At 41.2% G+C, this 16,416-nt stretch carries 21 protein-coding genes, 1 tRNA gene and 1 riboswitch; of the genes, 19 read left to right on the top strand and 3 right to left on the bottom strand.

Going from position 1 to position 16,416, the window contains the following annotated elements; all coding sequences use genetic code 11:
- The first annotated feature begins 112 nt into the window (after positions 1 to 112).
- The 4 genes from BUA78_RS03665 (at position 113) to prpE (ending at position 2,563) form a co-directional block, all read left to right on the top strand.
- Positions 113 to 532: a nucleoside recognition domain-containing protein gene (locus BUA78_RS03665; protein WP_072911068.1), complete on the top strand. Its 420-nt coding sequence runs from the start codon at positions 113 to 115 to the stop codon at positions 530 to 532.
- Positions 533 to 557: 25 nt separating this feature from the next.
- Complete coding sequence (locus tag BUA78_RS03660) at positions 558 to 1,070, top strand: nucleoside recognition domain-containing protein (protein WP_072911067.1); 513 nt, start codon at positions 558 to 560, stop codon at positions 1,068 to 1,070.
- Between the two features lie 475 nt (positions 1,071 to 1,545).
- The gene (locus tag BUA78_RS03650) at positions 1,546 to 1,758 is read left to right on the top strand and encodes a YgaP family membrane protein (protein ID WP_072911065.1); all 213 of its coding nucleotides are present in this window, start codon (positions 1,546 to 1,548) and stop codon (positions 1,756 to 1,758) included.
- A 55-nt stretch (positions 1,759 to 1,813) separates the two neighbouring features.
- On the top strand, positions 1,814 to 2,563 hold the full coding sequence (gene prpE / locus BUA78_RS03645; protein ID WP_072911064.1) for a bis(5'-nucleosyl)-tetraphosphatase PrpE: 750 nt from the start codon (positions 1,814 to 1,816) through the stop codon (positions 2,561 to 2,563).
- A gap of 1 nt (position 2,564) precedes the next feature.
- Here prpE and BUA78_RS03640 read toward each other — a convergent pair whose 3' ends face one another.
- Together BUA78_RS03640 and BUA78_RS03635 are read right to left on the bottom strand one after the other, a co-directional pair.
- Positions 2,565 to 2,744: a zinc ribbon domain-containing protein gene (locus tag BUA78_RS03640; RefSeq protein WP_072911063.1), complete on the bottom strand. Its 180-nt coding sequence runs from the start codon at positions 2,742 to 2,744 to the stop codon at positions 2,565 to 2,567.
- A 214-nt stretch (positions 2,745 to 2,958) separates the two neighbouring features.
- Positions 2,959 to 3,058, top strand: a riboswitch (purine riboswitch).
- A 138-nt stretch (positions 3,059 to 3,196) separates the two neighbouring features.
- The gene (locus BUA78_RS03635) at positions 3,197 to 3,394 is read right to left on the bottom strand and encodes a cold shock domain-containing protein (RefSeq protein ID WP_072911062.1); all 198 of its coding nucleotides are present in this window, start codon (positions 3,392 to 3,394) and stop codon (positions 3,197 to 3,199) included.
- A 215-nt stretch (positions 3,395 to 3,609) separates the two neighbouring features.
- Between BUA78_RS03635 and BUA78_RS03630 the strand changes: the two genes are divergently transcribed.
- From BUA78_RS03630 to BUA78_RS03605, 6 genes are all read left to right on the top strand, one after another.
- A complete protein-coding gene (locus BUA78_RS03630; RefSeq protein WP_072911061.1) occupies positions 3,610 to 4,731 on the top strand; it encodes a BMP family ABC transporter substrate-binding protein in 1,122 nt (373 codons plus the stop codon).
- Positions 4,732 to 4,796: 65 nt separating this feature from the next.
- Entirely contained in the window at positions 4,797 to 6,326 is a 1,530-nt protein-coding gene (locus BUA78_RS03625) for an ABC transporter ATP-binding protein (protein ID WP_072911060.1), read from the top strand.
- Positions 6,323 to 7,417, top strand: coding sequence for an ABC transporter permease (locus BUA78_RS03620; protein WP_072911058.1), 1,095 nt, complete (start codon positions 6,323 to 6,325; stop codon positions 7,415 to 7,417). Before BUA78_RS03625 ends, BUA78_RS03620 begins: the two co-directional genes overlap by 4 nt.
- 3 nt (positions 7,418 to 7,420) lie before the next feature.
- Complete coding sequence (locus tag BUA78_RS03615) at positions 7,421 to 8,353, top strand: ABC transporter permease (protein ID WP_072911056.1); 933 nt, start codon at positions 7,421 to 7,423, stop codon at positions 8,351 to 8,353.
- An 18-nt stretch (positions 8,354 to 8,371) separates the two neighbouring features.
- Complete coding sequence (locus BUA78_RS03610) at positions 8,372 to 8,944, top strand: xanthine phosphoribosyltransferase (protein WP_072911055.1); 573 nt, start codon at positions 8,372 to 8,374, stop codon at positions 8,942 to 8,944.
- A 102-nt stretch (positions 8,945 to 9,046) separates the two neighbouring features.
- Positions 9,047 to 9,964, top strand: a complete 918-nt coding sequence (locus tag BUA78_RS03605; protein WP_072911053.1) for an S-layer homology domain-containing protein — start codon at positions 9,047 to 9,049, stop codon at positions 9,962 to 9,964.
- Positions 9,965 to 10,094: 130 nt separating this feature from the next.
- Here BUA78_RS03605 and BUA78_RS03600 read toward each other — a convergent pair whose 3' ends face one another.
- The gene (locus BUA78_RS03600; RefSeq protein ID WP_072911052.1) at positions 10,095 to 10,532 is read right to left on the bottom strand and encodes a universal stress protein; all 438 of its coding nucleotides are present in this window, start codon (positions 10,530 to 10,532) and stop codon (positions 10,095 to 10,097) included.
- Between the two features lie 303 nt (positions 10,533 to 10,835).
- Here BUA78_RS03600 and BUA78_RS03595 point away from each other — a divergent pair.
- The 9 genes from BUA78_RS03595 (at position 10,836) to BUA78_RS03565 (ending at position 15,980) form a co-directional block, all read left to right on the top strand.
- Positions 10,836 to 10,910 (top strand) — tRNA-Gly (locus tag BUA78_RS03595).
- Between the two features lie 106 nt (positions 10,911 to 11,016).
- Positions 11,017 to 11,664, top strand: coding sequence for a YkgJ family cysteine cluster protein (locus BUA78_RS03590; protein WP_072911050.1), 648 nt, complete (start codon positions 11,017 to 11,019; stop codon positions 11,662 to 11,664).
- Positions 11,665 to 11,766: 102 nt separating this feature from the next.
- Positions 11,767 to 12,072: an abnormal cell lineage family protein gene (locus BUA78_RS03585; protein WP_072911049.1), complete on the top strand. Its 306-nt coding sequence runs from the start codon at positions 11,767 to 11,769 to the stop codon at positions 12,070 to 12,072.
- A 7-nt stretch (positions 12,073 to 12,079) separates the two neighbouring features.
- Complete coding sequence (locus BUA78_RS20100) at positions 12,080 to 12,250, top strand: hypothetical protein (RefSeq protein WP_175548962.1); 171 nt, start codon at positions 12,080 to 12,082, stop codon at positions 12,248 to 12,250.
- 87 nt (positions 12,251 to 12,337) lie between these two features.
- Positions 12,338 to 13,195 carry a methyl-accepting chemotaxis protein gene (locus BUA78_RS20795; RefSeq protein ID WP_072911047.1) on the top strand — a complete coding sequence of 286 codons (858 nt, stop codon included), beginning with the start codon at positions 12,338 to 12,340 and terminating at the stop codon, positions 13,193 to 13,195.
- 460 nt (positions 13,196 to 13,655) lie between these two features.
- Positions 13,656 to 14,069 carry a hypothetical protein gene (locus tag BUA78_RS19865; RefSeq protein ID WP_139257228.1) on the top strand — a complete coding sequence of 138 codons (414 nt, stop codon included), beginning with the start codon at positions 13,656 to 13,658 and terminating at the stop codon, positions 14,067 to 14,069.
- Complete coding sequence (locus BUA78_RS20790; protein ID WP_139257227.1) at positions 13,999 to 14,484, top strand: methyl-accepting chemotaxis protein; 486 nt, start codon at positions 13,999 to 14,001, stop codon at positions 14,482 to 14,484. Before BUA78_RS19865 ends, BUA78_RS20790 begins: the two co-directional genes overlap by 71 nt.
- Positions 14,485 to 14,628: 144 nt before the next feature.
- Positions 14,629 to 14,967, top strand: a complete 339-nt coding sequence (locus BUA78_RS03570) for a hypothetical protein (RefSeq protein ID WP_072911046.1) — start codon at positions 14,629 to 14,631, stop codon at positions 14,965 to 14,967.
- Between the two features lie 137 nt (positions 14,968 to 15,104).
- Entirely contained in the window at positions 15,105 to 15,980 is an 876-nt protein-coding gene (locus tag BUA78_RS03565; protein WP_072911044.1) for a copper amine oxidase N-terminal domain-containing protein, read from the top strand.
- Positions 15,981 to 16,416 lie beyond the last annotated feature (436 nt).

Here is a 16,416-nt window from a genome sequence, read left to right as displayed (position 1 = left end):
GTAAGGCCGGTTCTGATTTTGAACCGGCCTTACATGATTGCTTCTTTTTGGTAGGACTGCTTGAATCCATGAGGAATTTAAAACGTATGTTTCGAATAGGGAGGTTTTTCACGTGGTCACTTTTGATACCTTTAAGAGAGGTTTCTATAAAGGTTTGTCCACTACCTGGCTATTGTCTAAGGTGGTGGTGCCGATTTATGTAGCGGTTAGTTTATTAAGTTTTACGCCTCTTTTAAAACAAATTTCGGATTTTTGTTCCCCCTTTATGAAATATGTGGGCTTACCGGGAGAGGCATCTCTAGCTCTGGTGGTGGGCAATGTGCTAAACATTTATGGGGCCTTGGGCGTAATGTCTTCCCTGCCATTAAATAGTAAGGAGATTAACATTATGGCCCTAATGCTATTGCTATCTCATTCGCTCATTGTGGAAAGTGCGGTAGCGGGAAAATGCGGCATTAATCCCTGGTTTGTGGGCCTAAGCCGCATTCTATTAGCTATTATAGCAGGAATCGTAGTAAACATTTTACTCTAGGTTTTAAACGGGGAGGACGTAACTGATGGAAGTTATAGCATGGTCTGAATTTATCAGGACTGCCTTACAGGGCAGTTTTAAAAGTGTTTTTCAAATGGCTGTGATTATCATTCCACTAATGATCTTCTTGGAAGTTGCCAAAGATATGAATGTACTAGATGGAATGGCTGGCTGGATGGCCCCGGTTATGAGATTTTTCCGTCTATCCCAGAAAGGGGCATTTCCGTTAGTCATTGGTTTAATTTTTGGTTTAGCCTATGGTGCTGGAGTCATTATTGAGAGTGTTAAAAATGGTGATTTAACCTGGCGGGATTTATTTCTTATTAATGTTTTTTTGGTGTTATGTCATTCGGTGCTGGAAGATACGGCACTTTTTATGGCTGTGGGAGCTAATGGAATCATCATTTTAGCAGGTAGACTTATTTTGGCAGTGCTAATAACGTATATACTCTCTCGGTGGTCAGGTGTAAATCGACTAGAGAAGATATTCGCTGGCAAAATAATGGTGCCCCATTGCTCTCATTGTGAGAAAAGCTAAGGTTTTTGCTAGAAGCAGTTACGATTGAAGTGCGAGGGTAGACGTTGAGTTTATCTGGCAGCTTCTTCAGCGAAAAGAGACTTGCCGCATGCAAATAAACGTATCTGGGAAAGCTTACGTAAAAAAGAGGTGAGAAACCCTGGATAAGGTATGTGTGCTTTGTAATAGGCTGTATACTTTAAACCATATTTGTCCCAATTGTGGCGATACATTAGCGGATTATGGACTGATCCAGGACTTTTTTGATCCTTACAGTGCCTATGAAGACCAAAAAATATATGAGGATGGTTATCAGGGATATACAGCAGAGTGTTGCACTCATTTACTCGGCTGCAATCGATGTGGTTGGCAGGAATTTAAGCCCATAAAAAGATTTTCTGAAGAAATATTTATCAATTAAAACCAACGCAACCAGAAATTTCGTGGGGTAAACATTGATCTTCACAGACCATAATAAAAAGGGAGGTGAAGATCCGTGCGGCAAAATATGAATTCCACTGAACGCCTTCTTAGCGTGGTAGGTGGCTTAGCTTTTATCGGTCTGGGACGATCCCAAAATTTCAAAGGTTCTCTTTTTGGCAAGGGTATGACTTTGCTGGGGTTAAAATCTACCGCTGTTGGAGTGATCGGCTATGACCCAGTTATCGATTGGCTGAATACAGAGGAAGATGAGGAAGATTTCTTTTAATGTAGAGAACGTCCGGTATCTACCGGGCGTTTTCATTGATTAGGAGGACTATCCCTTGAACTTTGATCTTAGTAAGGAAAAAGGTCCCTTTGATATTATCGGTGATGTTCATGGATGTTTGGCTGAGTTAAAGGAAATGTTGACTCTTTTGGGTTACCATCAAAAGCAAGATAGTTTTTACCATCCTGCAGGAAGAAAGATTATTTTTCTAGGGGACCTAGGCGATCGAGGTCCCAGTAGTTTAAAGAGCATAAAAATGGCAATGCTAATGGTGCAGATGGGAAATGCCCTATATGTACCGGGAAACCATTGCAAAAAACTTAGTAGGTATTTGGCTGGACGTTCCGTGCAGGTAAAATATGGTTTGGAAAAAACAGTTGAGGAATTAAAGAAGCTTACCTCTGTGGAAAGAGAAATCTTTACTAAGGCATTTACTGATTTTTATCAGAGATCCTCTCCCTATTTACTACTGGATAATGGAAATTTGGTAGTTGCTCATGCCGGAATTAAAGAGCAGATGATCGGCAGGGTTGGTAAAAAGATCGAGAGTTTTTGTCTCTACGGGGATACCACGGGGCAAGTAACCCCGGATGGTTTGCCGGTGCGACGAGATTGGGCAAAACACTACCGGGGCAAAGCCTTAGTAGTCTATGGTCATACACCGGTGAAAAAGCCTGAATTTAGAAACAATACTATTGATATCGACACTGGCTGTGCCATGGGAGGATATTTAACTGCCCTACGTTATCCGGAACGGGAGCTTATCCAAGTACCAGCCCAAGAGGTATATTATATTCGGCAGTGAGTTAGTTCATTTGATCGGAAAAATTGGCGTCGCAGAGAGGACAAAATTTTAATATACCAGTAGCAGCAATTTCTTGATGGCAACGGTGGCATTGATAAAAATAGATCATAGTGACACCGCAGTGCGGACAAGTATCAAGCTCTCCAGCTATTTCTTTCTGACAGTATGGGCAAATAACCATGAACATTCCTCCTGTTGATAATGTAGATAATATTCCAACTCACACCAATTAACTAGAAAATGGAAATTAGTGCAAAGGTGTAAGTAAATAGACAGTTTTCTACACATTATTGTATTCCTTAAAAAACAAAAAGCTCCCAATTTCTCGGAACTTATCACATTTTGTCAGTAATACTATTTGCTCGTTGACAAATCTTCTCAGTCTTGGTAGTATGATCTTGTATACAATATGTTTCCGTATATGCCTGGGAATTGGCCCGGGCGTTTCTACATGGCAACCGTAATTGCCTAACTACGGAGGGAAAGTGTACCTAGGGTTCCACAACCTTTTCAGGGTTGGTTCGGTCCAAGCGGTACAGGCGTCTTTTTCGACGTTACACCGAAAGGGATAAAAGCCCAGGCGGTAGGTTTCACTCTGATGAGTATTGAAACCTATCGTGCTGGGCTTTTTTATTATATTTTATTAACATTAGCGGCTTGTGGGCCACGAGTCCCTTCCACTACATCAAATTCAACAGGTTGACCTTCCTCCAGGGTACGATACCCCTCGGTCTGAATCGCTGAGTAATGTACGAATACATCGGTACCAGACTCGGACTCAATGAAACCGTAGCCTTTGTTGGCATTAAACCATTTAACCTTACCTTGCAATGTATTTCCTCCTCAAAATTACTAAAGCAAATTGCTTTAGTCTAAGTATTGGCAATAAGTTGCCCATCTATTCCTAAAATTAGAATTTTTTACATAAGAAATTTTTACATAATACATAAGTATTTTAAAAAAGTTATGGGGGCGGGGGAGGGATGGCTTAACTTTTTAGCTAGTTAGAAATAAAAAATATACCAAAAAACTAGGAGGTCAATTAGGTGAAACTGAGCAAAAAAATCTTAACTATTGTTTTTACCTTGGTATTAGCTGTAGCCCTTGTAGGTTGTGGCAGTCAAGAGAAACCTAAGGCAGCAGAAGAGGGTAAAAAAGACGCAGCCACGGATAAGCTGAAAGTTGCTTTCATTTATGTAGGACCAGTAGGAGATGGCGGATATAGCTATGCTCATGATCTAGGTCGTCAATATCTTGTAAAGGAAATGCCAGATATAGAAACAACCATTGTGGAATCGGTTCCTGAGGGAGCTGACTCTGAACGTGTACTGACCGAGCTGGCAGAAAAGGGTAACAAAATTATTTTTGCCACCAGCTTTGGCTATATGGATCCTGTTATTAAGGTAGCCCAAAAGTATCCTGATGTTAAATTCCTTCATTGCTCCGGCTATAAAACTGCGGATAACGTAGGTACCTATTTTGGCCGGATGTATCAAGCCCGTTATTTAAGCGGTATCGTTGCTGGTAAAACCACGAAAACCAACACCATTGGCTATGTAGCTGCTTTTCCCATTCCCGAAGTGGTCCGTGGTATCAACGCTTTTACACAGGGTGTGAGATCTGTAAATCCCAATGCTAAAGTTAACGTGGTTTGGACCAACACCTGGTATGATCCCGCCGCCGAGAAAGAAGCCGGCAAGAGTTTGTTAGAAACTGGTGCCGATGTAGTTGCCCAGCACCAGGATACCCCCGGTCCTCAGCAGGCTGCTGAAGAAAAAGGTAAGTTCGGGATCGGTTACAACAGCGATATGAGCAAAATGGCTCCCAAGGCTGTTCTGACTTCCGCTGTATGGAACTGGGGTCCTTATTATGTAAATACAGTTAAAGCGATTAAAGAAGGTACCTGGAAGAGCGATCAATATTGGGGTCCTATTTCTGATAATATTGTAGATCTGGCTCCTTTTGGTCCCATGGTACCTGAAGATGTAAAACAATTGGTAGAAACCAAAAAACAAGAATTGATTGAAGGTAAGTTTGATGTTTTTGACGGACCCGTTAAAGATCAAACAGGGAAAGAAAGAGTGGCTGCCGGCCAAAAAATGTCCGATGCCGATATGCTGTCCTTTGATTGGTTTGTGGAAGGTGTAGAGGGTACAATTCCTAAATAAATAAAAATCTAATTTGTCTGCTGGCAGGTTATCCTGCCAGCAGACAAATTTAGGGGGAGAATAAAATGACTGAAAGCTTACTGGTTGACATGCGGCAAATCACCAAAAAATTTCCGGGCGTGCTGGCTAATGATCAGGTGGAACTGCAGGTGAAACGGGGAGAAATATTAGCACTGCTGGGGGAAAATGGTTCCGGTAAGAGTACCTTGATGTCTATTTTATCTGGCCTTTACCGTCCTGACGCCGGAGAAATCTATGTGGCAGGTCACCAGGTAAGCTTCAAATCACCCCGCGAGGCCATTAAAGCTGGTATTGGCATGGTGCATCAGCATTTTAAACAAGTTGAAACCTTTTCGGTGGCTGAAAATGTAATTCTCGGCAGCAAAGATGCCGGATTTACAATGAATACCAAACAGGTAGAGAAAGAAATTGCAGAACTGTCTCAAGGATATGGTTTGCAAGTCGACCCAACTGCCAAAATATGGCAGTTATCTGTCGCCGAGAGACAAAGAGTGGAAATTGTTAAGATGCTGTACCGGGGTTCCAAACTTCTTGTATTGGATGAACCGACGGCTGTGTTGACTCCCCAAGAAGCCAGGGAATTGTTTCAGGTGATTAAACAAATGACAACAAGGGGACAATCAGTTATTCTAATCACGCACAAATTAAATGAAGTGATGGAAGTAGCCGACCGGGTTACCATTTTAAGAAATGGCAAATCTGTGGCAACCCGGGAAAGAAGTCAAGTAAATGAACGGGAATTGGCCCGTTTGATGATGGGGCAAGACATTATTGCTCCAACGAAAAGAAAGCTGGGGAATTTGGGTCAACCGATCCTTCAACTTAAGGATGTTTCAGCTCCCAGTGATAGCAACAGAGCGGGTTTATGTAATGTTTCCTTATCTGTACGAGAAGGAGAAATTTTAGGTATTGCCGGTATTGCAGGCAACGGACGACGGGAACTGGCAGAAGCCATAGTGGGTTTGCGCTCCTTGACTGGGGGTAGCATTACCCTTTGTGGTAAAGATGTTAGTAATTTTTCGCCCAGGGAGATTATTGAAGAAGGTGTCAGTTATATCCCGGAAGACCGTCTGGGTTCTGGACTTGTGCCCAACCTTGGTGCGATAGATAACCTAATTTTAAAAGAGTATCGTAGACCTGGGCTGGGCAGGGGTCCATTTATAAACCGAAAACTAGCCAAGGAGTTTGCCCTTAGACTGATAGAAAGTGTTGGGGTGAAGCTCACTGGCCTGGAAGCACCGGTTAAAATGCTTTCCGGCGGTAATTTACAAAGAATTCTCCTGGCCAGGGAATTGGCGGCCAAGCCAAAGGTTATTGTGGCGGTGTATCCTGTGCGGGGGTTGGATATTGCTGCCGCGGAGGCGGTGCACCAAATGCTCTTGGAGCAGAGAAGCAAAGGAGCTGCCATTGTTTTGATTTCTGAAGACCTGGAAGAGCTTTTAAAACTCTCAGATAATATTGGTGTGTTATACAAGGGCACTTTGATGGGAGTTCTACCTGTAACAGAAGCTGAGCCAGAAAAAGTAGGTTTAATGATGTTAGGCTCTCAACCTGAGGAGGTTAAGGCATCGTGATAAAGTTGGAACGTAGAGCAGCACCCTCCTCTATGGGGTTGGTTCTGATACCGGTGATAGCGGTCTTCTTAGCTTTGATAACCGGAGCAATATTTCTGTATCTTAATGGACTAAGTTCTCCGAAAGGTATTACTTGGGGACAGGTGTTTGCTGTTTACGGCGGCATGCTGGATGGCGCCTTTGGTTCTACTTACGGTGTTTCCGAGACCATTGTCAAAGCCATCCCACTAATGCTTTGTGGTCTTGGTGTTTCCATGGCCTTCCGCATGCAGTTATGGAATATCGGTGCTGAGGGGCAATTTTATATGGGCGCCTTTGGAGCATCTTGGCTGGCACTGACCTATCCCGAACTGCCCGTTTACCTGATGCTGCCGGGCATGGTTTTACTGGGTTTATTATGTGGTGGATTATGGGCCCTAATTCCAGGCATTCCCCGGGCTTACCTGGGAGTTAATGAAACCATTACAACTCTTATGCTCAACTATGTAGCGATCCTGTGGGTAAATTATTTTATCTTTGGCCCTTGGAAAGATCCCCAGGGTATGAATTTTCCCTTAAGTAAGCCCTTTGAACCTTCGGCAGTGCTGCCAACCCTTGGTAGCAGCAGAGTACACTTTGGCTTAGTCTTTGCCTTGGCAATCGCAGTCTTACTCTGGTTTGTTCTTAAACAATCCCGTTGGGGTTATGAGGTAACGGTAATTGGCGAAAGCCCTCGAACCGCCCGTTACGCAGGTATGAATATTAAAAAGAATATTATCTTGGTGATGTTTGTCAGTGGTGCCATTGCTGGTTTAGCTGGGATGGCGGAGGTTTCAGCCATTACCCAAAGAATGCAGCAAGGTCTAAGTCCTGGTTACGGGTACACTGCCATTATCGTGGCTTGGTTGGCCAAGCTTAATCCATTCGCAATTATCCTGGTTGCCATTCTGCTGGGCGCTTTGCAGGTTGGTGGTTACAGTGTACAAACCACTGGTGTTCCTGCAGCCATCGTGTTTATGATTCAAGGAGCGTTACTATTCTTTGTCTTAGGCGGCGAATTTTTTAACCGTTTCCGCATTGTCTTAAAGAACCAAGGAAAAGTGGAGGTGTAGCCAGTGACCCAAGAATTTCTCATTACTATTTTGGCTACCGCTATAACTGCAGGAACCCCGATACTTTTCGCAGCCCTGGGAGAACTGTTAACCGAAAGATCCGGTATTCTCAATCTAGGTGTTGAAGGTATGATGTTAGTCGGTGCGGTTAGTGGTTTTATTTTCGCTGTAAAGACCAATGATCCTTGGCTTGGGGTTTTGGCCGCTCTCGTAGGAGGAGGCCTAATGGCGTTAATCCATGCTTTTTTAACGGTGACTTTACAAGCAAATCAAGTGGTCACAGGTCTGGCACTTACCCTCTTTGGGACAGGATTATCCGGTTTTCTCGGTAAGCCCTATATTGGTGTGCCGATTGAGAATGCTTTTAAGCCTGTAAATTTGGGTATTCTAAGCGATATACCTTTTATTGGGCCTGTTTTCTTTCAACACGATCAATTGGTTTATTTATCTTATATAGTAGTACCAGTGCTTTGGTTTCTGATCTATCGCACTCGCCTAGGATTAAACCTGCGTGCGGTGGGAGAAAACCCTGCTTCGGCGGATTCTTTAGGTGTCAGTGTTTATAAAGTACGATATTTTTATGTGACTTTAGGTGGGATGTTAGCTGGCTTAGGTGGGGCGTATCTTTCTTTGGCTTATGCACCTACCTGGTTGGAAAATATGACAGCGGGTCGTGGTTGGATTGCGGTGGCCCTGGTTATTTTTGCTACCTGGAATCCCTTGCGAGCCATGTTAGGCAGTTATATCTTTGGTGGTATTGATGCCTTTGGCTTCCGTGCCCAAGCCATGGGAATTGCTATCCCTTCTTTCTTCTTAAAAATGCTACCCTACATATTTACTATTTTGGTATTAATAATGGTGACTCGCAAAGCAATGGCCAACCGGGTTGGTTCCCCGGGAGCTTTAGGCGTGCCCTATGACCGAGAAGAACGCTAACATGTGGAGGGTTTCCTAATGCAATTACTTACAGAGAAAATGAAAAATAATAGTCAAGTGGTTTCTGAACAGATCTTGCGGGTGGATTCATTTATTAACCACATGATTGATCCCGAGGTAATGTTAGAAATTGGACGTGAATTTGCCCGGCGTTTCGCCGGCACCCAGATCAACAAAGTTTTAACGGTGGAAGCCTCTGGTATTGCAGTGGGCCTAACCACTGCTATGGCTTTGCAGGCACCATTGCTTTTTGCTAAAAAAAGAAAACCTTCAACCCTTGATCAGCAATGTTACCAATCTCAGATTTATTCTTTCACCAAAAATGAATCGGTGGATGTATTTGTGGCTAAGGAGTATTTAACCGCAGATGATCGGGTGCTTATTGTGGATGATTTCCTGGCTAGGGGAGAAGCCCTCAAGGGTTTAACTAAATTAGTTGAGCAGGCAGGAGCACATCTGGTAGGGGTTGGCATTGTAATTGAAAAAGTGTTTCAAGGTGGGGGAAAGACACTGAGAAATTCCGGTATCCGAATAGAATCCTTAATTAAAGTGAATAGTCTGGAAGGTGGTAAGCTCCACTTTGAAGAATAGGACCGGTGTTTTCCGGTCCTTAAAATATTTTGGTTGGATTAGCCACATTATGGAACTTGTTATCGTTCCTCTGCGTCAATGTAAGTGACAGGAGGTAATACTATGAAGAAACGTTTATCATGTATAATGGCAGGGGCTCTTTTGCTAACTGCCGTGGCTCTCTATCCCATTGGGAAGAGCCAAGCAGACGAAAAAAATAAAATAGCCCACCCTCAGCAAAAAAATGCCATTAATAAGACAGAAGTAACTCCTGTTACCCCTGCAGTAGCTGATATCAATAAGGTGAACCAATATATTACCCGTGCTGAACTAGCAGAAAAGATGGTAAACTCATTAAATTTAAACTTGAACAGCTTTCGGTTTTTAAAACCACCGGCAGTAGCAGAATTTTATGATGATGTTAAAGTAGAAGAATCCTATGCCGATGCTGTGATGATACTTGTATACAATCAGGTTATAAATTCTTCTGATCGGTTCTTCCGTCCTTCTGAAAACATTCTTCGGGAAGAACTGGCTGAGATGATTGGCAATCTGCTGCAACATCAACCTGGAAAAAACCTAGTTGAATCCTCTGGGGAACCAGTGATAAAGGATTTGGCCAAAGCTAATAGTAAAGCAACGGATAACATTAAACTGGTAGTAGGACAAAAAATCATGAACCTTAACCAGGAGGGGAATTTTCAACCAAAGCAAGGAATAACTAGTGCTGAAGCACAAGCCATTTTAAAGAACCTTGAGCAGTTAGTCGGGGTCAATGATACAGGTGTCACGGCACAGATTATTACGAATAAAGAAGGTAGCCGTGCATTAGAAATATCCTGGGGAGAAAAGCCTTCCAGTGGTTATAAAATATTTATCGTAGATATGCAATTGAAGGAACACACGCTGATAGTTAAGTATGATACCAAGGAACCGACACCGGGTTCATACAATTCTACTGTTATCACTGAACCTAAGGATAGTAAGCCAATACCGGCCAGTTATCCTGCCCAACTGACATTACAATTGCAAGGAGTCTAATCAGTATTACAAAAAGATTTAATCACGACAAACACTTGAGTCCTTTGTAAAGAACAAGTCAAGCCTCCGCCAGGTCTTTAGATGCCGGCGGAGGCTTGTTTTTTCTAACTTTTATCCAGCTATGAAGTTGTTAACGTATAATTAGTACCGGGCAGACAGCATGCCGAGAGACACGGTTGCTAACACTTCCCATTAGATATCCCTTAATTTCTCCTAAGCCTCGGCTGCCAATTACAATCAAGTCGTAATTCTCCTTAATCGCTTTTTCGATAATTTCATCTGCCGGTTGACCCATTACGGTAAAAGTTTTAACTTCGATACCTTTATCTGAAATGGAAGAGGCGTATTGCTGCAACATTTCTTTGCCATTTCTCATCAACTCATCAATGATCGATTGCTGTGCCTGACCCAATCTATCCACGGCAGTATTTACATAGGGTGGTAAACTGGGCACTACATGCATTAGGGTGATTTGAGAACCCAATTTGAGAGCTAGTTCTACTGTGTGGGATAGGGCTTTGGTCGAACGATCCGAACCGTCCAAAGGTACTAAAATTTTTTTATACATGGCAAACCCTCCTCGCCTTTTTGCATTTATTCTATCCAATAAAACGAAATCCTGCTAATACTGGGCAAGAAAACATTTGCCGGATCGGTCGAACCATGCTAGTAGTGTCTTACCATTTAATTTTCATTAATCGCCCCCTTCTGTTCTAGATATTAAATTTTTATGTTTTATTGATGAGGAATAGAATAGTAGCTACCAGGGAATTTATGTGAATCAGGTAAAAACCAGGTAAGAAAAATGTCTAGATATGAACAATTTCGTTTTGACAAGTTTTGAGTGATATGGTATATTAAACTTGCTAATGCGGAAGTGGCTCAGTGGTAGAGCATCGCCTTGCCAAGGCGAGGGTCGCGAGTTCGAATCTCGTCTTCCGCTCCAGATGTTAAAAAGTAGGGAGTTTTCCCTGCTTTTTTATTTATTTGGCTGGTTTATTTACTTATAGGGGTCACAATGTATTGGTATTTAAGAAAGATGGGATTAAATTTTGAAAATCAAGGTATTTAAAACACAGGATAAATTTCTTGACGTAGAGGTATTAAACCCTGATGCAACAATTCAAGATTATCTGGATGCTATCAATATTTGGATAGAAAATAGTATGGACCCTCCCTGCCGTGGTTGTGATGAATGTTGTTGGGAAAGAATTCCCCTTACTAGCATTGATGTGCTTAATTATGTAGAAAAAATGGAAAAATTGTTAGCTCTGGAGGGGCCTTGGCCAGTACTGTCTTTTCTTAAAGACCACTGTTATGTTTATGTAGAAGGTGCTGTGGTAGATATTAGCTTGGGCTTTACGTTGGATGGTGCTTGTAGCTTTCTTGACCAAACAGAACGCATTTGCTCCAGTTATCTGGCTCGTTCCCTAGTGTGCCAGAGTTTCGTTTGTATTGAATCTACAGAGCGAGCGCGGGAATTACGATCTCAGTTGGTCAATTCAGGGATGGACGAATTGGTTCGTATGTGGTTAATGCAAAGCAAGCAAGCTGGTCAAAAACCTTTTATGCATGAACAATACCAGGCAGACCCTAGCTTAGAGGACTATCCGAGCAATGCCTTTTCCGGTAAATCAAGTTACGATAAAATATTACTTAAAGATATATGTACAGCTAAATTGTGGAGTCAGTTATGCTAAGAATTCGGATCGGAGAATAATGCCGATCCGAATTCTTTTTGATTATTAAGCTGCAGGAAGCTAATAAATTAATGTCGAAACAAGGAATTAGGGTGATCGTGCATGATAACTAATCTTTCTGATTATCGGAAACGACGGCAACTGGAAAAGCTAAATAGCTTGGTTAAGGAAATTATTGAAGTAAGGCAATACCTACAAATATTTAAGAACCTTGAGCTTCCTGACTATCATGATATAATTCAAAAAATGCCTAAAGATGTTAAGATTGAACTATTGGTTCATTTGCAACAACAACAGGGCTTAGATTACTACGGTTATTTTCAACTGCTTGAAAAAGAGGTGGAATTGAAGAAATCTATTCAGAAACTAACTGCAGAGTTGGATAATTTATTATCTGATGGGGAATGATGGTAGCATGATTACAGATATTAATAGCTATAGGAATCGTCAAAAACTCGAACATGTAAATGAACTGGTCAAAGATTTAATGGCAGTTCGTACGCAAATTGGTAAACTAAAAGTAGAGGAATGCCAATTAAGAGCCCATATTAAAGAACTTACCCAGGAATTGGGCTGGTCGGAGTAACTGATTTTAAAAATACTTAAATAGATTCTGTTAGATTCCGGAAAATCATAAATCTAATAATCATCACTGCGAAAAGGAGCTAACTAAATGACTATCGAAATAAATCAGAACTTCGCAAGGCAAATGGTACATATGATCGCCCAAGAACTAAACGAAAATATTAGTATTTTTGGACCTGGGGGCATTGTTATAGCCAGTACTATACCAGGTAGAGAAGGTTCCATTCACGATATATCCAGAAGAATGATGCAAGGTGAAATGGATTACTATGGTGTGACCCAAGAAGAGGCAGCAAGATTAACTAATGTCCGTGCCGGTTCTAACGTACTGATATCTTACCAAAATGAAAGGGTAGGCGTTATTGGTATTACTGGTGATCCTGAGGTTGTAAAACCGATTGCATCCTTTGCTGCCCAAGTTATTCAATTGCGTCTACAACGTGATGTTGCACAAGAGCTGGCTAAAAAAACTACAGGACAATTAAAAACTGGGTTGGAGTCCCTAACGGGCTTTATTCAAGAAATGGCTGCCACGTCTGAGGAACAGGCCGGTACCACTTCGATCTTGGCAGAGACAGCTCAGCAGGCCATGAAAAAAGCAGCTAATACCGAAGATATTTTAGGTTTTATACGTAATATAGCAGAATCGACAAAGCTATTAGGCCTAAATGCTGCGATTGAGGCTGCCAGAGCAGGTGAACATGGTAAAGGCTTTAATGTAGTTGCCAACGAAGTCCGGAAGCTAGCGGATAGCAGTGCACAATCTGTAAATAGGGTTAAAGATGTTATCCGAGAGATTCAATACTCAAACGTAGAAACCGAGAAACAGGCAGTAACCATAGCGGAAAGTACAGATAAAATGTCCCAGGCACTTCAGGCAATGGTTAATCAAGTAGAAGAACTTAATAATATAGCAGAACAATTATCAAGTACCTTTAGTGATTAATCATGATGATGAAGTTGTAATTATCTAACAATTATAATTGAATTATTTTTGGGTACTATAATTACTGCCCTTTGGGGTAATAAATAACTCTCCGTATTGACCTGGCCTTTAAGGCCGGGTCAAAAATTATGTTAGGCTTCTATCAAGTCTTTACAAAAAAAACCCGGCAATAACTGCCGAGTTAGGAAGGGGGATAACTAAAAGCAACTTGCTCTTAGTTATCCATATTATATGGTATAATATGGAAAGTGTTACCTTGCCTCAATTAGGTTTTGCCTACATGTTGTTTCACAATTGAGATAGCTTTTTTAAGCAAGTTCTTGAGTGGTAGGTTTACCAAACTGCCTTTAAGTTAATGGCGTATACAATTTTTTTCAAAAAAGATTGGAATTCAAAGGATTCTTATAATAGCTGTTGAAAAATAAGATATAGAATTAGCTAAAGAATAGGGGGTGACCAAGTGATCAACCACAATTGGGAATATGTTATTGAAATGGCTAAAAGTTTTAAAATGCTGCTCGGACCTGAATCAGCTCTGGGTGTAACGGACCATGAGAAATATCTTTATTATCAACCGGGAACTCTTCTTAATCAAGGAATTACTACCAATGATTCAATAAAAGCCGGTAGTTTAGCAGACAAGGTTTTGAAAAGCAGAAGTCGTATCACCGCAAAAATTGGCCCGGAACTGTTTGGGGTAGCGTTTCTTGGTATAGGGGTACCACTCTACGATACAGGAGGCGAAATAATTGGCTCGCTTCTACTGGGACAGCCTACTGCTATACAAGATGCTTTGCTAGGCGATGCTAGGAAATTGGAGGAGTCATTTAGATGTCATTGCTCAAACTACCAGTGGCTTAACAGCTGCTTCTGAGCAATTAGCAGCTTCCGCAACGAATCTTTCAGGACAAGCTGATTCCATTAGTAACAACGTAAAAAAGACAGATGTTATTCTAAACCTGATTAAGGATGTAGCAGCACAGACTCATTTACTTGGTTTGAACGCTGCGATTGAGGCGGCTCGAGCAGGAGATCAAGGGAAGGGATTTAACGTAGTTGCAGAGGAAATACGTAAACTAGCTGCAAGAACCACCGGATCCGTCAAGGAAATCACCGATACTCTTACTATGATAAGAACTGCTATCGATGAATTAGGCGAGCAGATCCACCAAATAGCGGCAGTATCTGAGGAACAAACAGCTTCGGTGGAGGAAATCTCGGCTTCGGTAGGTGAAATTTTTCATATGTCTAAAGCGTTGTATCAGATTGCTGAGCAACTTAATAAGTAGAAATATTCCCCTGCGAAGCTTCCGGGCCTTTTGAATTTTTATTGTAAAGTTTGGTTTCATGCACTTATTTTAAAAAATTCATTGATCATATTACTTTTTTTGAATATATTTTCCCTAAGCAACTAATTTTTAGGGGGGGATATTATGACATCTCCTATAAAGATAAAGGATATGCTTGAAAACAAATTAACAACGATAGTTACGGGGCTAACATTGTTTGTTACTGGGTTTATTGCATTACTTCTGGTAGAATTTATAACAGAGCTTTTTATGTGGAAAATTATAAAGGAGAAAGTTGATAAACTGATTTTCTTTAATATACTAAATGCTATCTCCGGAATAGTGGTATCTTACTGCGTATTGTATGTTATTTCTAAAATAGTGCCAAGGATTAAGCTGACGTGGTGGCTCGTTGTTTTTGGGGCAATTTTATATTGTGCTTTTGATATATTAAAACTTGTTAGTAAATTAAAGCAAATGTAGAGGTATGGAAATATGAACTTTAAAAAACACCGCTTCTAAGCCTTGCGGCTTAAAAAGCGGTGTTTATCTTTACGGAGGAACTATATCGTTACTGTTTCGTCTAACTATATAAAGATATCTCTTGAGGAGGAATTGAATTGAAGGTAAGGTCTATAAAGACTTTGGTTGTTTTCACTCTTATTTGCTTACTTGTCTTACCAACGTCTACTTTCGCGGCAAGCACCTCTTTAAAATTAGGGTTACCAAACCAAAAGGTAGAAGACATAACGGTTAATGAAACAATAAAGGGGGCATTTAAGGAAAAGCTTCCTATTTATTTTACGCTGCCTAGCGGAGTTACTTTTGCCACCTTACCCGAAGTTGAGGTTGTCAGCGGTGACCTAAAAATTGATTCAGTAATAAACGATTTTAGCAGTGCTGGCAGAGAATATATTAAGGTAACTATTAAAAGCGAAAGTAGTACTCCTAGCACGATAAGTATGCGGGATATTAGGCTTACTATTAGCCGTAAAGTTCCGGATGGACCCCTCTATTTAGATTTGTCAGGTGAAGCAATTAATCAAAGCGGTTCGCTTTTTGATGACGTAGATAAAGTAATTAGCAAGATCAGCCTTGGTGAGGTAATTGACTCACCCACAGACATATCGGTAGTTTTTAAAGTAGGTTCCCAGCTCTACAATTATAACGGTGTGTCCAAAGCAATGGATGTAGTTCCCTATGTTAAAGATAACAGAACGTTTGTACCTATTCGATATTTAGTAAGCTCACTAGGAGTAGATGACCAAGATATACTTTTTGATAATGACAAAGTGACAATAAACAAGGGTTCTCAAAGTATTGTGCTTACCATAGGGAGTAATCAAATGATTACGAACGGAACTACAGTTATAATGGATATTGCTCCTGAATATCAGAATGGACGAGTAATGTTACCGGTTCGTGCTGTTGCAGAAGCTTTACAGGCACAGGTGAATTTCATTGACGATCAGGTAATCATAACAAATACACTATAAATTTTAGATGCGTTTCTTACCCGTTACTGGCAACCCAACATAATCACGGGGATATTAGGGTGGCACAGGTTGAATTGTTTCTGAGGGAATAGGACCATAGTCTGATTGATAACCATGGTCCCCTGTATTACAATGATGTACGACAATACCAGTGAACTTCAATTCTTTTCCTCGCAAGCCTCTGCCTTTAGGTAGGGGCTTTTTCATTATCTTCATCTTCGAAAATCCCCAAAAAATCTCCAGGACAACAAAATCTAAACAAGGGAATTCAAACGGGAATAGGTATCTAAGGGGCTAAAAATATTAATTTTATTCCGAATTCTGTATTGCTCCGTGCAAGGGGTTAGAGAATAATCTCTCGAACCCCTTTGTCAATGCTAGGCAAGATTACCTTTTTTTATTAGGTTTGTTGCTTACTGAAGACTTGCTTTTCTGA

The sequence above is a fragment of the Desulforamulus aeronauticus DSM 10349 genome, from assembly GCF_900142375.1.
GTDB lineage: Bacteria > Bacillota > Desulfotomaculia > Desulfotomaculales > Desulfotomaculaceae > Desulfotomaculum > Desulfotomaculum aeronauticum.
Note: the sequence above shows the minus strand (reverse complement) of the source record. Positions and strands in the feature narration are given on the sequence as shown.